This is a genomic window from Streptomyces sp. SID12488 (assembly GCF_010548275.1).
In the GTDB taxonomy this organism is placed as follows: Bacteria; Actinomycetota; Actinomycetes; order Streptomycetales; family Streptomycetaceae; genus Streptomyces.
In genome coordinates this window covers 298,089-315,706 of record NZ_JAAGLT010000004.1, presented here as the reverse complement: position 1 = coordinate 315,706, position 17,618 = coordinate 298,089, and the positions used below count along the sequence as shown (strand labels likewise).

Annotated in this window: 20 protein-coding genes; 10 read left to right on the top strand and 10 right to left on the bottom strand. The window is 69.8% G+C overall.

Translation table 11 applies throughout. The features are described 5' to 3' along the window. Positions 1-28: 28 nt before the first annotated feature. Entirely contained in the window at positions 29-481 is a 453-nt protein-coding gene (locus tag G3I56_RS09570; RefSeq protein ID WP_164408451.1) for a DUF742 domain-containing protein, read from the top strand. Then, positions 468-1,067 carry an ATP/GTP-binding protein gene (locus G3I56_RS09565; protein WP_164408450.1) on the top strand — a complete coding sequence of 200 codons (600 nt, stop codon included), beginning with the start codon at positions 468-470 and terminating at the stop codon, positions 1,065-1,067. Before G3I56_RS09570 ends, G3I56_RS09565 begins: the two co-directional genes overlap by 14 nt. Before the next feature lie 81 nt (positions 1,068-1,148). Here G3I56_RS09565 and G3I56_RS09560 read toward each other — a convergent pair whose 3' ends face one another. From G3I56_RS09560 to G3I56_RS09550, 3 genes are read right to left on the bottom strand one after another with little or no spacing between them, the layout of a single operon-like run. After that, on the bottom strand, positions 1,149-1,814 hold the full coding sequence (locus tag G3I56_RS09560; protein WP_164408449.1) for an ABC transporter permease: 666 nt from the start codon (positions 1,812-1,814) through the stop codon (positions 1,149-1,151). Continuing rightward, positions 1,811-2,533, bottom strand: coding sequence for an ABC transporter permease subunit (locus G3I56_RS09555; RefSeq protein ID WP_164408448.1), 723 nt, complete (start codon positions 2,531-2,533; stop codon positions 1,811-1,813). Before G3I56_RS09555 ends, G3I56_RS09560 begins: the two co-directional genes overlap by 4 nt. Continuing rightward, entirely contained in the window at positions 2,530-3,717 is a 1,188-nt protein-coding gene (locus G3I56_RS09550; RefSeq protein ID WP_203689504.1) for an ABC transporter ATP-binding protein, read from the bottom strand. The genes G3I56_RS09555 and G3I56_RS09550 overlap by 4 nt, the downstream gene beginning before the upstream one ends. 327 nt (positions 3,718-4,044) lie before the next feature. Here G3I56_RS09550 and G3I56_RS09545 point away from each other — a divergent pair, with 327 nt between their 5' ends. The 5 genes from G3I56_RS09545 to G3I56_RS09525 all read left to right on the top strand — a co-directional run bounded on the left by G3I56_RS09545 (position 4,045) and on the right by G3I56_RS09525 (position 6,854). After that, entirely contained in the window at positions 4,045-4,467 is a 423-nt protein-coding gene (locus G3I56_RS09545; protein ID WP_164408446.1) for a hypothetical protein, read from the top strand. Positions 4,468-4,490: 23 nt separating this feature from the next. Continuing rightward, positions 4,491-4,679, top strand: a complete 189-nt coding sequence (locus tag G3I56_RS09540; RefSeq protein ID WP_164408445.1) for a hypothetical protein — start codon at positions 4,491-4,493, stop codon at positions 4,677-4,679. A gap of 245 nt (positions 4,680-4,924) precedes the next feature. Beyond that, positions 4,925-5,143 (top strand): hypothetical protein, encoded by a 219-nt coding sequence (locus G3I56_RS09535; protein WP_164408444.1) that lies wholly within the window; start codon positions 4,925-4,927, stop codon positions 5,141-5,143. A 198-nt stretch (positions 5,144-5,341) separates the two neighbouring features. Further along, positions 5,342-6,115, top strand: coding sequence for a hypothetical protein (locus G3I56_RS09530; protein ID WP_203689503.1), 774 nt, complete (start codon positions 5,342-5,344; stop codon positions 6,113-6,115). Between the two features lie 145 nt (positions 6,116-6,260). Beyond that, complete coding sequence (locus G3I56_RS09525) at positions 6,261-6,854, top strand: YdeI/OmpD-associated family protein (RefSeq protein WP_164408443.1); 594 nt, start codon at positions 6,261-6,263, stop codon at positions 6,852-6,854. On the opposite strand, the gene G3I56_RS09520 is transcribed toward G3I56_RS09525, so the two are convergent. Continuing rightward, positions 6,851-7,147, bottom strand: coding sequence for a protealysin inhibitor emfourin (locus G3I56_RS09520; RefSeq protein ID WP_164408442.1), 297 nt, complete (start codon positions 7,145-7,147; stop codon positions 6,851-6,853). The two genes, G3I56_RS09525 and G3I56_RS09520, sit on opposite strands and share 4 nt — an antisense overlap. Then, a complete protein-coding gene (locus G3I56_RS09515; RefSeq protein ID WP_164408441.1) occupies positions 7,144-8,394 on the bottom strand; it encodes a M4 family metallopeptidase in 1,251 nt (416 codons plus the stop codon). The genes G3I56_RS09520 and G3I56_RS09515 overlap by 4 nt, the downstream gene beginning before the upstream one ends. A 276-nt stretch (positions 8,395-8,670) precedes the next feature. Here G3I56_RS09515 and G3I56_RS09510 point away from each other — a divergent pair, with 276 nt between their 5' ends. Then, on the top strand, positions 8,671-8,970 hold the full coding sequence (locus tag G3I56_RS09510) for a hypothetical protein (protein ID WP_164408440.1): 300 nt from the start codon (positions 8,671-8,673) through the stop codon (positions 8,968-8,970). Positions 8,971-8,985: 15 nt separating this feature from the next. Here G3I56_RS09510 and G3I56_RS09505 read toward each other — a convergent pair whose 3' ends face one another. Beyond that, positions 8,986-9,894, bottom strand: a complete 909-nt coding sequence (locus tag G3I56_RS09505; RefSeq protein ID WP_164408439.1) for an NAD(P)-dependent oxidoreductase — start codon at positions 9,892-9,894, stop codon at positions 8,986-8,988. A gap of 122 nt (positions 9,895-10,016) precedes the next feature. Between G3I56_RS09505 and G3I56_RS09500 the strand changes: the two genes are divergently transcribed. After that, positions 10,017-13,136 carry a beta-N-acetylglucosaminidase domain-containing protein gene (locus tag G3I56_RS09500; RefSeq protein WP_343239912.1) on the top strand — a complete coding sequence of 1,040 codons (3,120 nt, stop codon included), beginning with the start codon at positions 10,017-10,019 and terminating at the stop codon, positions 13,134-13,136. Positions 13,137-13,214: 78 nt separating this feature from the next. Here G3I56_RS09500 and G3I56_RS09495 read toward each other — a convergent pair whose 3' ends face one another. The 4 genes from G3I56_RS09495 to G3I56_RS09480 form a co-directional block, all read right to left on the bottom strand. Then, complete coding sequence (locus G3I56_RS09495) at positions 13,215-13,502, bottom strand: SCO5918 family protein (RefSeq protein ID WP_164408437.1); 288 nt, start codon at positions 13,500-13,502, stop codon at positions 13,215-13,217. 144 nt (positions 13,503-13,646) lie between these two features. Then, positions 13,647-15,215, bottom strand: coding sequence for a DEAD/DEAH box helicase (locus G3I56_RS09490; RefSeq protein ID WP_164408436.1), 1,569 nt, complete (start codon positions 15,213-15,215; stop codon positions 13,647-13,649). Between the two features lie 281 nt (positions 15,216-15,496). Beyond that, positions 15,497-15,700, bottom strand: coding sequence for a cold-shock protein (locus G3I56_RS09485; protein ID WP_006373337.1), 204 nt, complete (start codon positions 15,698-15,700; stop codon positions 15,497-15,499). A gap of 388 nt (positions 15,701-16,088) precedes the next feature. Then, positions 16,089-16,673: a GNAT family N-acetyltransferase gene (locus tag G3I56_RS09480; protein ID WP_343239911.1), complete on the bottom strand. Its 585-nt coding sequence runs from the start codon at positions 16,671-16,673 to the stop codon at positions 16,089-16,091. Positions 16,674-16,811: 138 nt separating this feature from the next. Here G3I56_RS09480 and G3I56_RS09475 point away from each other — a divergent pair, with 138 nt between their 5' ends. Beyond that, positions 16,812-17,555, top strand: a complete 744-nt coding sequence (locus G3I56_RS09475; protein ID WP_343239910.1) for a DUF4142 domain-containing protein — start codon at positions 16,812-16,814, stop codon at positions 17,553-17,555. The last annotated feature ends 63 nt before the right edge of the window (positions 17,556-17,618 follow it).

The window sequence follows — 17,618 nt, the reverse complement described above, 5'->3', positions numbered from 1 at the left end:
CAGAGAGACGTAGAGAGAGCGAACACCGATGGCGGACGGCCGCACACCGCGCGGGGCCGACGGGGCCAACGAGGGCAGGGCCGCACCCGTCGGCCCGGCACCCGCCGTGCGGCCGTTCCTGGTCACCGCCGGCCGGGTCGCGGGCGCCGCGGGTGAGGCGTCGTCCGGCCGGACGATGCCCGTGGAGACCCAGCTGGTGGCCACCACCGGCGGGCTCGACGCGCTCCACCGGCTCTCCTTCGAACAGCACGACATCGTCGCCGCCTGCCGTGTACCGCAGTCCATCGCGGAGATCGCGGCCAGGCTGCGGCTGCACCTGAACGTGGTGCGGGTCCTCGCGGAGGACCTCCGGACGGCGGGACAACTGTCGGTGCACGTGCCCGACTCCGGCGTCACCCACGACTCGTCCGTACTGCGCAGGGTTATCGATGGCCTGCGGGCCATCCCCGACTCCCGGAGGGTCCTCCGTGACACCGACTGAACCGCTGGTCCGCACCTCGGCCGGACAGGCCGCCGTACGGCCGCCGTTGCCGGTGAAACTGGTGATCGCGGGTGGTTTCGGCGTGGGCAAGACCACCGCCGTCGGCTCGATCTCCGAGATCGAGCCGCTGACCACCGAGGCGGCGATCACCGAGGTCGCGGCAGGCGTCGACGACCTCAGCCACACCCCGACCAAGACGACCACCACGGTCGCGATGGACTTCGGCTGCATCACCATCGACCCGACGCTGAAGCTGTACCTGTTCGGCACGCCCGGACAGGAGCGGTTCGGGTTCATGTGGGACGACATCGTGGAGGGCGCGGTCGGCGGGCTGGTCATCGTGGACACCCGCCGTCTCGACGACTGCTACGCCGCCGTCGACTACTTCGAGCACAAGCAGATCCCGTTCGCCGTCGCCGTGAACGCCTTCGACGGCCAGACCGCGCACACGCTGGACGAGGTCCGCTGGGCCCTCGACGTGTCCGAGGGCGTCCCCCTGCTGGTCTTCGACGCCCGTGACCGCGGCTCGGTACGGGACGCTCTGCTGGTTGTGCTGGAGCAGGCACTGGCCCGGAGTGGCGGGTAGGCACCGTACGTACACATACCTACTGACGGTTGTGGGGAACTGCCGGCCCGTTGTGGCTGGTCGCGCAGTTCCCCGCGCCCCTCAACCCCGGCGCACGCCGGGAGAGACCGCCGCCCGGCCTGCCGCCCAGAACACCGCGAGCGTCGCGAGTGCCATGCCGGCGACCAGGGTGGCGCCGCCCACCACCTTCTCGTAGTCGTGCTGGTAGAGACCGTCGACGATGTAGCGGCCGAGGCCACCGAGGCTGACGTACGCGGCGATGGTGGCCGTGGAGACGATCTGGATGGCCGCCGAGCGAAGCCCGCCGAGGATCAGCGGTAGCGCGACGGGCAGTTCGACGCGCAGCAGGATGCCGGACTCACGCATGCCCATGCCCCGCGCGGCGTCCACGGGGGGCGGATCCACGGAGCGCATCGCCTCGTAGGTGGTGACCAGGATCGGCGGGACGGCGAGGACGACCAGCGGGATCATCACGGGCAGCATGCCGAACCCGAGCGCGAGGGTCGCCACCACCAGCAGGCCGAAGGTGGGCAGGGCGCGGCCGGCGGTGGCCACCAGGGAGAGGACGTTGCCGCCCCGCCCGTAGTGACCGGTGATCAGGCCGATCGGCAGCCCGATCGCGGCGGCGACGGCGAGCGCCTCCAGGGAGTACTGGACGTGCTCCCACAGCCGGGTGGGTATGCCGTCGTACCCGTTCCAGTGGGCGCTGTCGCCGAAAAAGGCGTGGATGTAGTTGATGACGTTCACCGGGCTGCGTCCTCCAGGGCGGGCACGGCCGGCTCGGGCCGGACCCCGGCGGGCATGGATTTGGCGCCGCGCGCGGCGCTCGGCATCCAGGGGGTGAGCAGGATGCGTACGCCGACCAGCGCGGCGTCCGCGAGCACCGCCAGGGCGGCACTGGTGATCACGGAGTTCCAGGCGAGTTCCGGCCGGTTGTAGATCTGCGCGTCGTGGAGCAGGTTGCCGAGCGCGCCCTGGTTGCCGATCAGCATGCCGACGCTGACGAGGCTGATGCTGGACACGGTGGCGACCCGCAGACCGGCGATGATGGCGGGCACCGCGATCGGCAACTGGACCTGGACGTAACGGCGTACGGGTCCGAAGCCCATGGCGGTCGCGGCGGCGAGGGTCTCCTGCGGGACCGAACGGACGCCGTCGACGATCGCCGGGACGAGCACGACCAGGCTGTAGACGGTGAGCGGGATCATCACCGTCAGTTCGGTCTGCCCCGTGTAGTCGATGAGGACGACAAAGAAGGCGAGGGACGGGATGGCGTAGAGCACGGTCGTCACCCACAGCACCGGCGGGTACAACCAGCGCAGCCGCACGCACAGTTGGGCCAGCGGGAGGGCCAGCAGCAGCCCGCCAAGCACCGGCAGCAGAGCCTCGCGCAGATGGAGCCCGATGAGGCCGAGCCAGTCGTGCTGGAGGTCGCTGGGGATGTCGAAGAAGCGGTTCCAGTTCACCTGACGACCTTCTGCCCGCTCTTCCCGCTGCCCCCGGCGTCCCCGCTGTCCCCTGTCGTCGGCCGCTCCGCACGGCCTGCCGCGTGGGCGTGTGCGCCGCGGATGGCGTCGCCGATGGCCGCCTGCGAGACGACTCCGGCGGCCCGGCCCTCGGCGTCCACGGCGACCGCCCAGCCGGTGGGCGACAGGACGGCACAGTCGAGCGCGGCGCGCAGCGAGTCCCGTCCGGCGACGAAGGGCCGCCCGTACGGCAGCAGTTGGCCGGCGTCGACCTGCCCGGCCGTCAGCCTGCCGGGCTCGCTCCAGCCGAGCGGACGCCCGTCCAGATCGGCGACCAGGAGGTAGGGGGCCTCGGCGTCGCCACGCGCGGCGATCTGCTCGGCGGTGGCGTCGATCGCGACGATCGGGGTGGTGAGCAGTTCAAGTCCGCCCGAGGAGAAGAACGAAAGGCGCCGGATGCCCCGGTCGGCGCCGAGGAAGTCCTCGACGAACGCGTCGGCGGGGTCGGAGAGCAGCTCGGCGGGCGGCGCGAACTGGGCGAGCTTGCCGCCGGTGCGCAGCACGGCGACCATCGTGCCGAGCTTGACCGCCTCGTCGATGTCATGCGTGACGAAGACGATGGTCTTGCCCAACTCTGCCTGGATGCGCAGGAGTTCGTCCTGAAGCACCTTACGGACGACGGGGTCGACAGCGGAGAACGGCTCGTCCATCAGCAGCACCGGGGGATCGGCTGCCAGGGCACGTGCCACGCCGACGCGCTGCTGCTGACCGCCGGAGAGCTGGTAGGGGTACCGCTTGGCGAACGAGGCGTCGAGCCCCACCCGTTCCATCAGTTCCCGCGCCCTCGCGCGGGCCTTGTCCTTGCTCCAGCCGAGCATGCGGGGCACGGTGGCGATGTTGTCGACGATCGTCCGGTGCTGGAAGAGTCCGGCGTTCTGGATGACGTAACCCATGGACCGGCGCAGGGTGTTGACCGACTGCTGACGGCTGTCGACGCCGTCGATGAGGATCGTGCCCTCGCTGGGCTCGACCATCCGGTTGATCATCCGCAGGGTGGTCGTCTTGCCACAGCCCGAGGGGCCGACGAGGACGGTGATCGAACGATCCGGTATGTCGAGGGAGAGCCGGTCGACGGCCACCGTGCCATCCGGGTATCGCTTGGTGACTGAATCTATCCGTATCAAAGCGCCGAATACCCTTCGGGTCTGGCCATTTACGCCCACTCTTGACCGCTGAGTTTCGGGCCGTTGCGGGGAGAGTCTAAACCTCGTACGTTTCGGACGTTTCCACGGGAGAGGCACGTTCCGCGTTGCCCTGCTGACGGCCGATCAGCGACTACCGGCCACGACCTACGGCTCGTCCCCCTCAGTGCGGTCGTCCCGGTCGTCCCGGTCGAACATCGGCGGCCGCACGGCGTGCCGCACGCCCCTTGATCTGCTTGCTCGTTATTCCGTGGTGCCCCGCCATCTCGACCTGTACGTTCCCTCCCATGACTGACGACCGAAAGGGCAGTGCCGCGTAGGCGCCCCTCCGCCCTGCGGGGCGAGATTCCCGTCCGGAACCAGAGCCTGCACCGGCGCGCCTCTATCGACGGGCTCTCCGGTTCCTGCACGGCCGACATCCACCGACTCGAACAGAGTCGCCACTGGCCGGAGTCGACGGCCGAGGCCTTCTTGCAGTGGAAGCTTCTGGCGTACGGGCCGCTGCGCCAGTTGGCCGAGCCGTTCCCGGCGCAGGCCTGCGGCATCCTCGGATGCTGGTGCTGGCCGGGGTACTTTCGCGACCACCTCGAAGAGGTGCTCCACGCACTGCCCAGGAAGAGCGCACGCGAACTGCGCACGCTCGTACGGGCTTTGGACCGCACAATCATGGACCGGGCCAGGATCTTTCGGATGGATTACCCCGACGAGCCCTGGTGGCGGAGCCAGTTGTGAGGGTGTGAGGGGAGGGAGTGGCTGTGAGCAGGAGGCGTTACGTCGCCCGGGGTGTCCCCGGTGGTTACCGGATCTGGGACAACCGGGGGCGCGGCTGGTGGGGCGACCTGTACCAGCTGTGCCCCGACGACCTGCTCACCGAGCTCAACGGCGCGGCCGACCCGGACCGGATCACCGCACTGCTCAGGCGGTACCGGGCGCTGAAGCGGTAGCGATGGCGGAGGCTGGGCTGTCGGGCGGAGCCGACCCTCTCGTATGCCCTCGTAAGACATGGCAACGGAGGGCCGAAAAGGTGTAGCGGGCTACACCTCGGGTTCGGGAGAGCACTCCCTCGTGACGGAGAGGCGTTCCCGGGATCGTTGATCTCGGAAGCAAACGCCTCCCCGACCACCTCCCCAAGCACCTCCACCACCTCTCCCACCTGGCCCTTTATGGGCCTCCCCCGGAAGGAAACCCCATGAAGTCCCTGCTCGCCTCCAAGCCCGTCCTCTGGTTCCTGTTCCTGTTCAACCTCGCCGTCGCGGCCGTCGCCCCGTTCGTCGTCGACGGATCGCAGGGCGTCATGACCGGCGTCGGCATGGGAGTCGTCTCGCTCGGCGCGGGCCTCAGCCTCTTCAGGAGCCGCGGACAGCGGCAGGGGCAGCAGGGGCACGGCGCGCACCGGCAGCAGATCTGACACCCCCCTCCAGGGAGGAAGCTCCCTGACAGCCGAATGGCTCCACGCCGCGACCAATGTGGTGCACCAAGGAAACGCGCTGGTCAGCCGGGTCGCGGCGAACGAGACGGAGCTTACCGAGAGTCCGTGAGCGGTTGCGTTCGGTGTCCGGTGTTCGCACCGTGGGCCCAAAGAGAGCAGCTCTCGAAAGGACTGCGCATGCGCGCCCTCGTATCCCGTTCCGGCCTCGGCCCCCGCTCCCGCGGGCTTCTCCTCCCGTCGTCCGTAGTCTGTGCCGCGCTGATATTCGGCCCGGTCGGCACGGCCGTCGCCGTCACCGACGCCAGCCGGGACGCCTACGCCTCCATCGGCGCCCACACGTCGTGGTCCACCACGTACGGCACCTCCTCCGATGCCTCCGCCTACGCGGACCGGATGCTCAAGCGGCTCGGCGCCCTCGATCGCGCCGACCGCAGCGACGCACTCGCCCCGGTACTGAACGTCCTGACCGACCTCACCGAGCAGACCGGCACCGGCCGCCTCACCCCGACCCAGGCGGCCGGGTTCGCCAAGGCTGTCGAGACGGCGAACGCCTCGCTCAAGCAGCGCCTGGCGGAACGGACCGGTACGACGAACAGGGCCGCGGCAGTCATGGCCGACCCGATCTCGGACCTCCTGGACAAGCTCCAGGCAACTCTCAGCGGGCTCCTCGACACGGTGACCGGCCTGGTCGGCGGTCTGTTGGGCACCGTCACGGGCCTGGTGAGCGGCCTCCTCGACACCCTCGGCGGCCTCCTCGGGGGTCTCCTGGGCGGCCTGCCGCCACTGCCGGTGGAGCTGCCCCCGGTCGAGCTCCCGCCGCTGGAGCTGCCTCCGGCCCCGCTGCCCCCGTTGCCCGCACTGCCTGCGTTGCCCGCACTGCCCGCACTGCCCGCACTGCCCGCAGCAGGGGGCGTGGCGGGAACGGAGAGTACGGCAGCCACGGTTCAGTGACGCTGAATCGCTAGCCCGGTGGCCCGCCCCGTCGACTGTCGGCGGGGCGGGCCGAGCCGGAACCCAGGACCGGAAACCCGGGACCGGAAGGCAGGACCGGCCCGCGCGGTCAGCACGACACGGCGGCCTCCCGCCGAAGAGCCGGATGTGGTTCGCTGCCGGGGTGACTCAGGACCTGGAGACCATCGACTTCCCATCCGCCGAGGCCTTCGAGGCCTGGCTCGGCGAGAACCACACCGCCTCGCCCGGTATCTGGCTCAAGCTGCGCAAGAAGGGCCCCGGCATCGATGCGCTGAACTACGCCGAGGCGCTCGACGTGGCACTTTGCTACGGCTGGATCGACGGCCAGAAGGCCGCGTTCGACGACCAGTGGTGGCTCCAGCGGTTCACCCCGCGCAGGCCGCGCAGCAAGTGGTCCAAGGTCAACTGCGGCAAGGTGGCCGTCCTGATCGAGCAGGGCCGGATGCGCCCGCAGGGGCTGGCGGAGATCGACCGCGCCAAGGCGGACGGCCGCTGGGAGGCGGCGTACGACAGCGCGAGGACCGCCACGGTGCCGGATGACCTCGCGGCGGCCCTGAGCGCCGACCCGGCCGCGGCGGCGTCCTTCGAGACCCTGGACCGGCAGAACCGCTACGCGATCCTGTACCGCATCCAGGAGGCCAAGAAGGCCGAGACCCGAGCACGCCGGATCGAGAAGTACGTGGCGATGCTGGCGAAGGGCGAGAAGCTCCAACCCTAGTCACGACTCTCGATCCACCTCAGCAACGCCGCGAACCCCGGGGACATGGTGGTGTCCGACTGGTTGAGGACGGTGGCGGAACGGCCGTCCTCTTCCACTGTGATCGTGTAGCTCATCGCGTCCCTTGCCCGGCCGGGCCGGTGCTCCTCCGCCACCGGAACCACCGCGGCGACCAGTCGGGCCAGCTCCGCAGCGGCGTTCCCGGGCAGGGAGTCCGTGTCCAACTCCTTCAGCGGGAGGCGGAGTTGGATCGCAGCCGCCTGCCCGCCGTGTTTCGCCAGAGTCACCCTCATCCGTGGGTCACGCGTTCCCGCTGCAGTGCGGTCACGGCCTTGGACAGCCCAGCCACCTGGGCGGCCAGCGCCTCGACCTGCCGGTTCAGGGCCACCATCCCGTCCTCCCGGCCCGCCGCACCGTCCTGGCCGGCCGCTCGACCCCGCGCACCGTTCCGGCCGGCCGCGCGGCTCCGGGCCCGGGCGACCCCGGCCGGGACCCCGGTGATCTGGATGCCGACCTCCTGCCACGCCGACAGCACGGCCAACTGCTCGGTGCTGTCGGCCCCGTACTCCTCCCCGGCCTTCTGGTGGGTGGTGTCCGCGAAGTCCTGGAACTGCGTGTCGACGCTGGACGCCTTGAGCGACTCGTACCAGATGAGGCCGGGAGCCTCCCACGCAAACCCGCCGATGTTCGTCGCCGTCAGGTAGAACGCCTTGTTCGGGATGCCGGAGTTGATGTGCACGCCGCCGAAGTCGCCTCGCTCGGTGTCCGGCAGGTGGGCGAAGTGACGCATGTGGGCCGGCTGGGGGTCCTTGCCGAACAGCTCGTTGTCGTACGCCTTCCCCGGCGCTCTCATCGACCGCAGGGCGTCGGCGTCGATCCCCGGGGTGAAGACCTCGGAGCCGATCAGCCAGTCCGCCGTCTCGGCCGACTGCTTCATCGACCACTGTTTGACCAGCGACCCGAAGACGTCCGAGATCGACTCGTTCAGCGCCCCGGACTGATTGTGGTAGGCGAGCCCCGCGGTGAACTCCGTGACCGCGTGCGTCAGTTCGTGGGCGATCACGTCGAGGGATCCGGTGAAGTCGGTGAACATGCTTCCGTCCCCGTCACCGAATACCATCTGCCGTCCGTCCCAGAACGCGTTGTTGTACTTAACGTCGAAGTGGACATAGCCGTCCAGACGCATTCCCCGGTCGTCGAGCGAATTCCGTTCCAGCACACTGCGATAGAAGTCGCGCGTGATGCCGAGTCCGTCGAACGCCCGCTTGACGGACTCGTCCGCGGACGCCGGTCCGTCCTCCGTCTGGGCCAGCGCGGCGAAGGCGAGTCTGTCCTGATGGCAGTCGAAGACGGTCCGGCGGCCGTTCCCGGCGGACGCGGCACCGACGAAGGACGCCCGGACCCCTCGCTCACCGCGCAACCGTGCGGTGGTCAGCAGGGTGTCCAGGGCGGTTTTGCGAACCTCGGAGTCTCCACTCTCCAGAAGCTTGTCGAGAAGGTGCGGGGGAATGATGCAGTTGACGTGACAATTCCTGCTCATGGCATACCTCCTGTGCGATGGGAGCGCCGGCGAAATTGGTCATGTGATTACCGGGTAGACCAGAAAGACCAGGCAGACCGGGCGGGAAAGTCCATCGCAGAGAAAAGCAGGACACCACCAGTTTCCTGCCGACCATGACGACTGGCAAACGCAGCGCGAGCCATGTCCGCGACCACGACCACAGCCATGACCCATCACCCGGACGGCCCTCGCCGGTGGCGGCCCGAGGCCGGGGTTGCTGGCCTGGGACCCCGTCAGCCAGCAGAGGGAGTCCGCATGCCCGGCCAGAACGAGAACCCCAGCCCGCGCGAGAGCCCGAGCCCGCACAGGAGCCCGAGCCCGCACGAGAACGCCGGCCCGCACAGGTCCGACAACCTCACCGAGACCTTCGCCTTCCGCTGCCTCGACTGCGGCGCGGCCTGGAACCGCACCTTCGAGGTCGTCGTCCTCCTCCCCGACCCGGCCGGCTGCCTCAACCCGATGGAGTACGTCGACGAGGACGGCCGCGCCATGCACTCCCCCCTGACCGACGCCGTGTGCGGCAGCTGCGGCAGCCGACAGGTACGGGTGGGCTGACGGCACCGACCCGGGTTACTTCTCCTCGAAGCTCGCGAAGTACGCCGCCGCCATGTCCTCGTCCCCGTGCCCCTGTTCGGCGGCACGCCGGAACCGTTCGGCGCTCGCGGCGGCCACATCCAGCCGTACGCCGTTCCGCTCGCCCGCCTCGACGATCAGCCGGGCGTCCTTGGCCGCCGTGGACACCGCGAAACTCGCCGGAGTCAGCTTGTCGTCCAGGATCAGGCCTGCCTTGGCACGCAGATAGCCCATGTCGAGCGGGCCGCCGGCGATCACGTCGAAGAAGCTCTGCGGGTCGACGCCGAGGGCCTGGGCCAGGGCCAGCACCTCACCGGTCGCGCTGGTGGCGGCCAGCACCCAGCTGTTGGCGACGAGCTTGAGCCGCGTCGCGCTTCCCGCCCCACCCTCCTCGCCGGTCCACACCGTACGGGCGCCGACCGCGTCGAGGACGGGCTCGACGGCCGCCCGGTGCTCCACGGGACCCGCGGCGAGCACGAGCAACTGCCCGGCCTCGGCGGGCTGCCGGGTACCCAGCACGGGCGCGTCGAAGAAGGCGAGCCCCAACTCATCTGCCAGTGCGCCCAGTTCACCGATCGCGTCCACCCCTGCGGTGGTCGACTGCACCCACGCGGCCCCCGGACGGATCGCGGGCGCGGCCTCACGCACGACATCCCGGACGGCGTCACCGTCGTACAGCATCGTCAGCACGACATCCGCGTCCCGTACGGCGTCGGCGGGAGTGTCGGAGACCTGGACGCCGTTCTCGGAGGCGAGCGGTTCGGCCTTGGCCCGGGTCCGGTTCCACACCCGGACGGTGTGGCCGGCGCGGGCGAGGCTACGGGCCATGGCGGCACCCATGATGCCGGTGCCGAGGACTGCGACGGAGAGGGCGACGGTGCGGGTGCGGGTCTCGATGTCGGTCATGGGCTCAGTAAAGCAAGTGGACGCGGTCTTGCCGTCTGGTGAATCCATCCACCAATATTCCGCATGATGGATAAAATAGTGAACCGAAACCGAATCCGGCCGTGACCCCGGGCCTGAAGTCAGTGAGCGGTCTCCTGGCCGCACTGGCCCTCTGTGTGCTGGGCACCGCCCCGGCCCCTGCCGCGGCGGCGACGCCCCACTCCGCCACCGCGTCCACCGTCCCCCACATCTGGCCGACACCCCAGCAGTCGACTCCCGGCCACGGCACCCAACCGGTCCCGAGACACATCGTCGAGGTCATCGGCCACGCCACCGACCCCGCCGCCCGCGCCCTCGTCGAACGCGTACTGCGCGACGCTGGCGCCCGCACCATCCGTACCGTCACCGCGGGCAGCCCGACACCCCCACCCCCCGCCGCCCTCACCGTCTACATCGGCGGTCCCAAGGAGAACCCGGCAACGGCGCAGGCGCTCAAGCACCTGCACGCCGAACCCCCCACCCAACTCCCCTCCGGCGGCTACACGTTGGCCACCGGCAAGGGCACCATCGCCCTGTCCGGCGTCGACCCGACGGGCACCTTCTACGCGGCACAGACCCTCCGCCAACTCGTCACCCACCACTCGGTCCCCGCCACAACCGTCCGCGACTGGCCGGCAACGGCACTGCGCGGAGTGGTCGAGGGCTTCTACGGCGCCCCCTGGACCCAGCAGGACCGTCTCTCCCAACTCGACTTCTACGGCCGTACGAAGCAGAACGTGTACGTCTACTCGCCCAAGGACGACCCGTATCTGCGCGCGAACTGGCGCGACGACTACCCACCCGCCCAGCTCGCCACCCTGAAGCAACTGGTGGACCGCGCCGCCGCGAACCACGTCCGCTTCACCTACGCCCTCTCTCCCGGCCTGTCGGTCTGCTACTCCTCGGCCGCCGACGTCGGCGCACTGGTCGCCAAGTTCGAGTCCCTGTACGCGATCGGCGTGCGCTCGTTCGCCGTACCGCTGGACGACATCAGCTACACGGCCTGGAACTGCCCCGCCGACGAGCAGAAGTTCGGCACCGGAGGCGGCGCGGCAGGGGCCGCACAGTCAGCCCTCCTCAACGCCGTCGTCAGGGACTTCGTCGACGCGCACGACGACGTTACCCCGCTGGAGATGGTCCCGACCGAGTACTCGGACCTCGCCGACTCCCCGTACAAGACCGCGCTACGGGAGCAACTGGCCCCCTCGGTCGTCGTCGAATGGACCGGCGTCGGAGTCATCGCGCCGACGATCAGCACCGAACAAGCACGCCAAGCACGGGAGTTGTTTGGTCACCCCATCCTCATCTGGGACAACTACCCGGTGAACGACTACACCACCAGCCGCCTCCTCCTGGGCCCCTACACCGGCCGAGAGTCAGGCATGGCCACCCAGGTCACGGGCATCACCGCCAACCCCATGATCCAGGCGGAGGCCAGCAAACTCGCTCTCTTCACCTCGGCGTCCTACGCCTGGAACCCGACGGTGTACGACCCCCGAGCGGCGTTCCTGGCCTCGGTAAAGGACTTCGCAGCCACCACATCCGCGCCCAGGTCCACAGCAACCGCCACAGCCACAGCCCTCCGGATCTTCGCGGAGAACAACTACTCCTCCCTCCTCGACGCCACCGAATCCCCGCCCCTCACCCCGCTCCTCAAGGCGTTCACGACCGCGTACGAGAGCGGCGTCGGCCTCGACAAGGCGGCCCGCGCCCTCACCGCCTACTTCACGGCGATGGCCGCCACCCCCGCCGATCTCCGTGCGAACCTCCGCAACTCACGCTTCCTGACGGAGACTTCGGCCTGGCTCGACAAGCTGGGCGCATACGGAGAGGCAGGCAGGACGGCCGTACAGCTGATGCTCGCGCAGACGAACGGCGACACGGACGCCGTGGCGACCCTCTACGCCCGCCTCCAGTCCCAGCGCAAGCAACTCGACTCCGTCCCGGAGCAGATCGCCCCCGGCGTACTCGACCGTTTCCTCTTCGACGCGACACTGCGAGCGGCCCCCGACCCGGGCCCGGACGCCTCCTTCACCCCGACATCCCTGTCCCTGAGCCCCGGCGCCACCACCACAGCCACCCTCACCATCGCCGACAACAGCTCCACCACCGACAGGACAACAACCTGGACGGCGAAGGAAGTCGAGGGCCTGACCATCACCCCGTCCACCGGCTCGGTGACGGTCCCTGCGGGCGGCAAGGTCACCACGACCCTGACCTTCACGGCGGCGAGCGGGGCAGCGGCGGGCGTAAGGTCGGTCGCCGTCACCGGGGATGGCCTGGTAAGCCGAGCAATTCCCGTACAGATACGAGGAGTTGAGAGCGGAGGAGCCAGCGAACGCGCCCTTACCGCCAACTTCAGTGGCGCGTCGGTCAGTTCGGTGGACCTGGCCTCCGGGACGTCGACGGAGATCCCCGTCGGCAACAACCCGGGGGAGGTCGTGGTCAGCTCGGACGGCCGTACCGCCTATGCGGCGAACCAGGGTTCGGACTCGGTGAGCATCGTCGACACCGCCGCCTCGAAGGTCACGGCGACCGTGGCGGTCGGGGACGTACCGGCGGGCCTGGCCCTCACGCCCGACGGCCGGACCCTCTGGGTCGCGGACTACTCCGACGACGCGGTCCAGGCGATCGACCTCGCCACGGGCACGGCGGGCGCGAAGGTCGCGGTGGGAGACGGGCCGGAGAACATGGCGATCACTCCGGACGGCAACACCATGTACGTGGCGAACATCCACGACAGCACGGTGAGTCCGGTGGACATCGCGACAGGCAGGGCCGGAACGCCGATCGCGGTCGGACCGAACCCGTTCAACGTGGTCGCGGCTCCCGACGGGCGGACGGTGTACGTGTCCAACTCCGGCGGCTCGACGGTCACTCCCATCGACACCGCAACGAACGACACCCGCCCGACCTACCTGGTCACCGGTCAGGCGTACGGTCTCGCCGTCTCACCCGACGGCCGCACCCTCTGGATCAGCGCGAGCAACGGGGACACGATCACCCCGCTCGACACGGTGACCGGCGCTCCGGGCACCCCGGTCACCGTCGGCCGCTCCGCCTTCGACGTCGCCCTCGACTGGAACGGCGACACGGCCTACGTCACCACAGCCGACGCCGGCACCCTCGTACCGGTATCAACGGCGACGGGCAAGGTCGGTACGCCCCTGAAAACAGGCGCGTACCCGCTGGCCGCGGCGGTCACGGGGGTGCCGGTCGACTAAAAGACAACCGAATCCGACTGAACCGAACAACTAGCCCAAATCATCCGGCTCGTCCGACTCATCCGGCTCGTCCGGTGGTTACTGCATCTCGGCCCACGGGTCGATGACCGCCGGACGGGCCGGGGCCGCCGGGGTGGCCGGACGGCAGGTGAAGCCGAGCCGGTTGAGCGCGGCGATCATCTCCTTCTCGGTGAAGTCCCGCCGGTCGAGGCGGGTGATGACCGCGCCGACCTGCTTGACGGGGTAGTCCACGCCACCGATGCTGACGGCCGCACTGGTGATGGGCTCGGGAGCGACCCCGTCCATCTTGTGCGTGACCTCGCTCATGATCAGGTCGAACGGGAATCGGGCGATCACACAACGCATGGTGCCTCCGCAGGTCAGAGAAGGGTCCGGGGTCAGTTGTTCTGGGGCCCGTCAGTGGTGCTGGGCCAGGTGATGCGGGCGCCGGTCGGCCTGACACCAACCGGCTGGGTGAAGCTGGGACAACGCTGAGGCCTGCGGCTGGGGTCAGCCGGCCTGACGTGCGTCGGAGCCCGGGCGCCGGTTGCGGGGCGCCCGGCGCCGGCGGCTGCGTGGCTCGCCGGTGGTGGGATCCTGCTCCGTACGGGCGGACGGGTTCCCGCCCGACACACGCGGCGGCTTGGCACCGCCACCGGTCGGACGCGACGCCTTCTTGGCGGTGCCGCCGCCCGTCGCACGGGTCTTGCCCGCGGCGCCGGTGCCCGACGTACGCGCCGTGGCCGCACCGCCCTCGGCAGACCCGCGGCGGGAGCGTGAACCCGAACCGCCGGCGGAACCGGCACCCGCGCCCGAACCGGACCGGGACCGCGAGGACCTGGACCGGCCGCCGGAGCCGTCGCCCTTGGGGGCGGCCGGCGGGGTCGGAGCCGGGACCGGAATGATCACGGGTATGCCGGAAGGCGTACGGGCGCCGGTGATGCGGGTCAGTTCCGCGGCGCCGGGGGAGACCTTGGCCGTGTTCGGGTCGACGCCCGCCGCCCGGGTCAGGGTCCGCATCTCGCGGCGCTGCTCGGGCAGGACCAGGGTGACCACGCTGCCGGAGGCTCCGGCACGGGCCGTACGGCCGCCGCGGTGGAGGTAGTCCTTGGCGCCGCCGGGCGGGTCCACGTTGACGACCAGGTCGAGGTCGTCGATGTGGATGCCACGGGCGGCGACGTCGGACGCGACCAGCACGGTGACCTCGCCGGTCTTGAACTGGGCGAGGGTGCGCGTGCGTTGGGGCTGGGAACGGCCGCCGTGCAGGGCTGCCGCACGCACGCCGCTCTTCAGCAGGTGCTTGGTGAGGCGGTCGACGCTGCGCCGGGTGTCCATGAACATCAGGACACGCCCGTCGCGGGCGGCGATCTCGGTGGCGACCGTCTTCTTGTCGACATCGTCGACGTAGAGCACGTGGTGCTCCATCGTCGTGACGGCGCCGGCGTGCGGGTCGGTCTCGTGCACCACGGGCTCGTGCAGGTAGCGGCGGGCGAGCCGGCCGACATCCGCGTCGAGCGTGGCGGAGAACAGCATGCGCTGGCCCTTGCGCGGCACCTGGTCGAGCAGATACGTGACCTGCGGCAGGAAGCCCATGTCGACCATCTGGTCGGCCTCGTCGAGGACGGTGACGGAGACACGGTCGAGGCGGCAGTCGCGTCGGTCGACGAGGTCACGGAGCCGGCCGGGCGTCGCGATGACGACCTCGGTGCCGGCGCCCAGCGCACGGGCCTGACGGGCGATGGGCAGCCCGCCGACGATCGTGGTCATCTTCAGGCTCATGGCGCGGGCGTGCGGGGTGAGCGCGTCCACGACCTGCTGGGCTAGCTCACGGGTCGGTACGAGGACGAGTGCCAGCGGGCGTCCCGCCTCGGCGCGCTGTCCGGCGAGACGGGCCAGCATGGCCAGGCCGAAAGCCAGGGTCTTGCCCGAGCCGGTCTGACCACGGCCCATGACGTCACGGCCCGCGAGGGTGTCCGGCAGCGTGGCCGCCTGGATCGGGAAGGGGACGGTGATGCCCTCGACGGTGAGGGAGGCCAGCAGCGAGGGCGGCAGGCCCAGGTCGGCGAACGACCGGTTCATGCAGAACCTTCCTCAATGCGGCACGTCGACAGAATCACGGCAGCGCTCAGCGTCCGCCGCGAGAGCGGCGGCATGCAGGACAAAAAGGCCGTGGGGACGGGCCGAAAGGAAACGAGCGGTGGTGGGGATTACCCCCAAGAACCAGGGACGCGCGACCAGTATCCGGCGCGAAACCGTCCCTAAAAAACTGTGAGCCGGGGCTCGCACCCCTAGGTGCGGGCCCCGGCCACAATCACGTGTATCGATGTCGATCCACTAGTGGACCGGCAGGATCACGCGGATCAGGCGGGGAGAATGTTCTCCGCCTGGGGGCCCTTCTGACCCTGCGTGACGTCGAACGTCACCTTCTGGCCCTCGTGAAGCTCACGAAAGCCCTGAGTGGCGATGTTCGAGTAGTGAGCGAAAACGTCGGCGCCGCCGCCGTCCTGCTCGATGAAGCCGAAGCCCTTTTCCGCGTTGAACCACTTCACGGTACCGGTGGCCATGTTAAATCTCCTTGGGGCATGCTCGGGGGCCCGCACCGTGCGGACCCCTCGTCGCCGGAATGATTGCCCCGACCGGAGAAGAACACCGAAATCTTTGGGAACCACAACTGCAACTGAAAACCACGCTAGCACACAACGCGCTGACGGGGGACTGCGGCAATGTCACACGTCCGGCGGGAATAGTCTCCGCAGCTCAACGCGGTCCACAGCCGTGGGGACGTCCTCGCGGGTGATCAAGGCAGCCGCCGCCATCAGATGCCCCAGCCGCAGGCCTTCAGCGGCGTCCCGATCTTCGAACAGGGCCGCGAGACACCCGGCGACGGGACGGTACGGCCCGCGGAGGCGTGAGTACGGCCACGGAGGGTGCGGTCGGGGAGCGGCGCGGCCCTCAGACGAGGGCGGGGCTCCTGTGCCGTACGTGCACATGGCCGTCGCGGGGGAAGGCGGGCGGCTCGGCAAGCAGGACGCGGTCGAGTCCGTACCCGCTCTTGTGCGCCACGCGGCACGAAGCCACGTTGTCCTCCTGGTGCACGAGTTCGAGGCGCTGGAGCCCGGCTGCGTCGCCAGGGGCGCCGTATGTGTCGAAGGCCCAGGCCGTGAGCGCCTCCAGGGCGCGCGGGGCCACTCCGCGCCCCCGCGCGTGGGCCGCGGTCCAGTAGCCCACCTCGGCCGACCGCCTGCCGGGAGCCACACCCTTGAGGACCACCTGACCCGCCAACTCACCCTGTACGGAACCCGGTTGGACCTCGACGACCGCGAAGGCGAACCGGTCGCCGGCCTCCCAGCTCTGCTCCTGACTCCGTATCCAGCGCAGCCCCTCCTCGTCGTTCTCGACCGAATGGCTCGTCCAGCGGCGCAGTACGGGATCCCGGCACGCCTCGACCAGCGCGCCGACGTCCGCCGGGTGCCAGGGGCGCAGGCGGAGGGCGGGAGCGGTCGGGGTCGCGGGCACGTCCAGGGCGAGTGTCTCCACGCTGTTCTCTCTTCTATCTCTTCTCGGGTCCGCTTTCATGGTGCGTCTTTTACGGAGGCCATACGGAGACGAAAGGTTCCGGCCACCACCCGTATCCGTATTCCTCCTCGACGACTCCCCGTCGCTTCAGGAGGCAAGGTGCGTTTCACCCGAAGCTCGACCGGCACCCTTTTCGTGGGTGGCGCGTTGGGGCTGACCCTGGCCGCGCTCGCCTATCCCGCCATGCTCGGTGTCCAGAACGTGTCCAGTTCGCCCACGCGGATCGTCGCGCAGACCCCCACCGGGCCACTGACGGAGGCCGACCGCGACTTCGTGGTGAAGGTGCGGGCGGCCGGCCTCTGGGAGTACCCGGTCGGGCAGATGGCCATCGCGAAGGGCACCTCGCCCGCCGTCATCACCGCCGGGCAGCATCTCGTCGCCGGGCACGCGGCCCTCGATGCCACCGTCCGCGCGATCGCTCCGCAACTCGGGGTCACCATTCCCAACCTACCCAGTCCGCAGCAACAGGGGTTCATCTCCACCCTGACCGCGGACAGCAGGGGAACGCAGTTCGACAGCGACTTCGCCAACATCCTGCGCATCACCCACGGGTCGATCTTCAACACCGTCGCCAAGATCCGGTCGACCACCAAGAACACGCTGGTACGGGCCCTCGCCGACCAGGCCAACACCACCGTCCTGGACCACATCACGGTCATGGAGAAGACGGGGCTCGTCAACTTCGACACCGTGCTCTTCCAGGAGACCACCCCGCCGAAGCTGCCGGCCTCCGACGTCACCCCGCCCGTCCCCGTACCGGGCGCCCCGATTGTCGTCCTCACCCCGCCGCCGGACACCGGCGCCAGTCCCTCCGCCAGCCCGACCGCTCCCACGGCAGGGTGAGTTCAGCTCCTATGGCTGGGGCTGCGCCTGTGGCTGCGCCTGTGGCTGCGCCTGTGGCTGTGA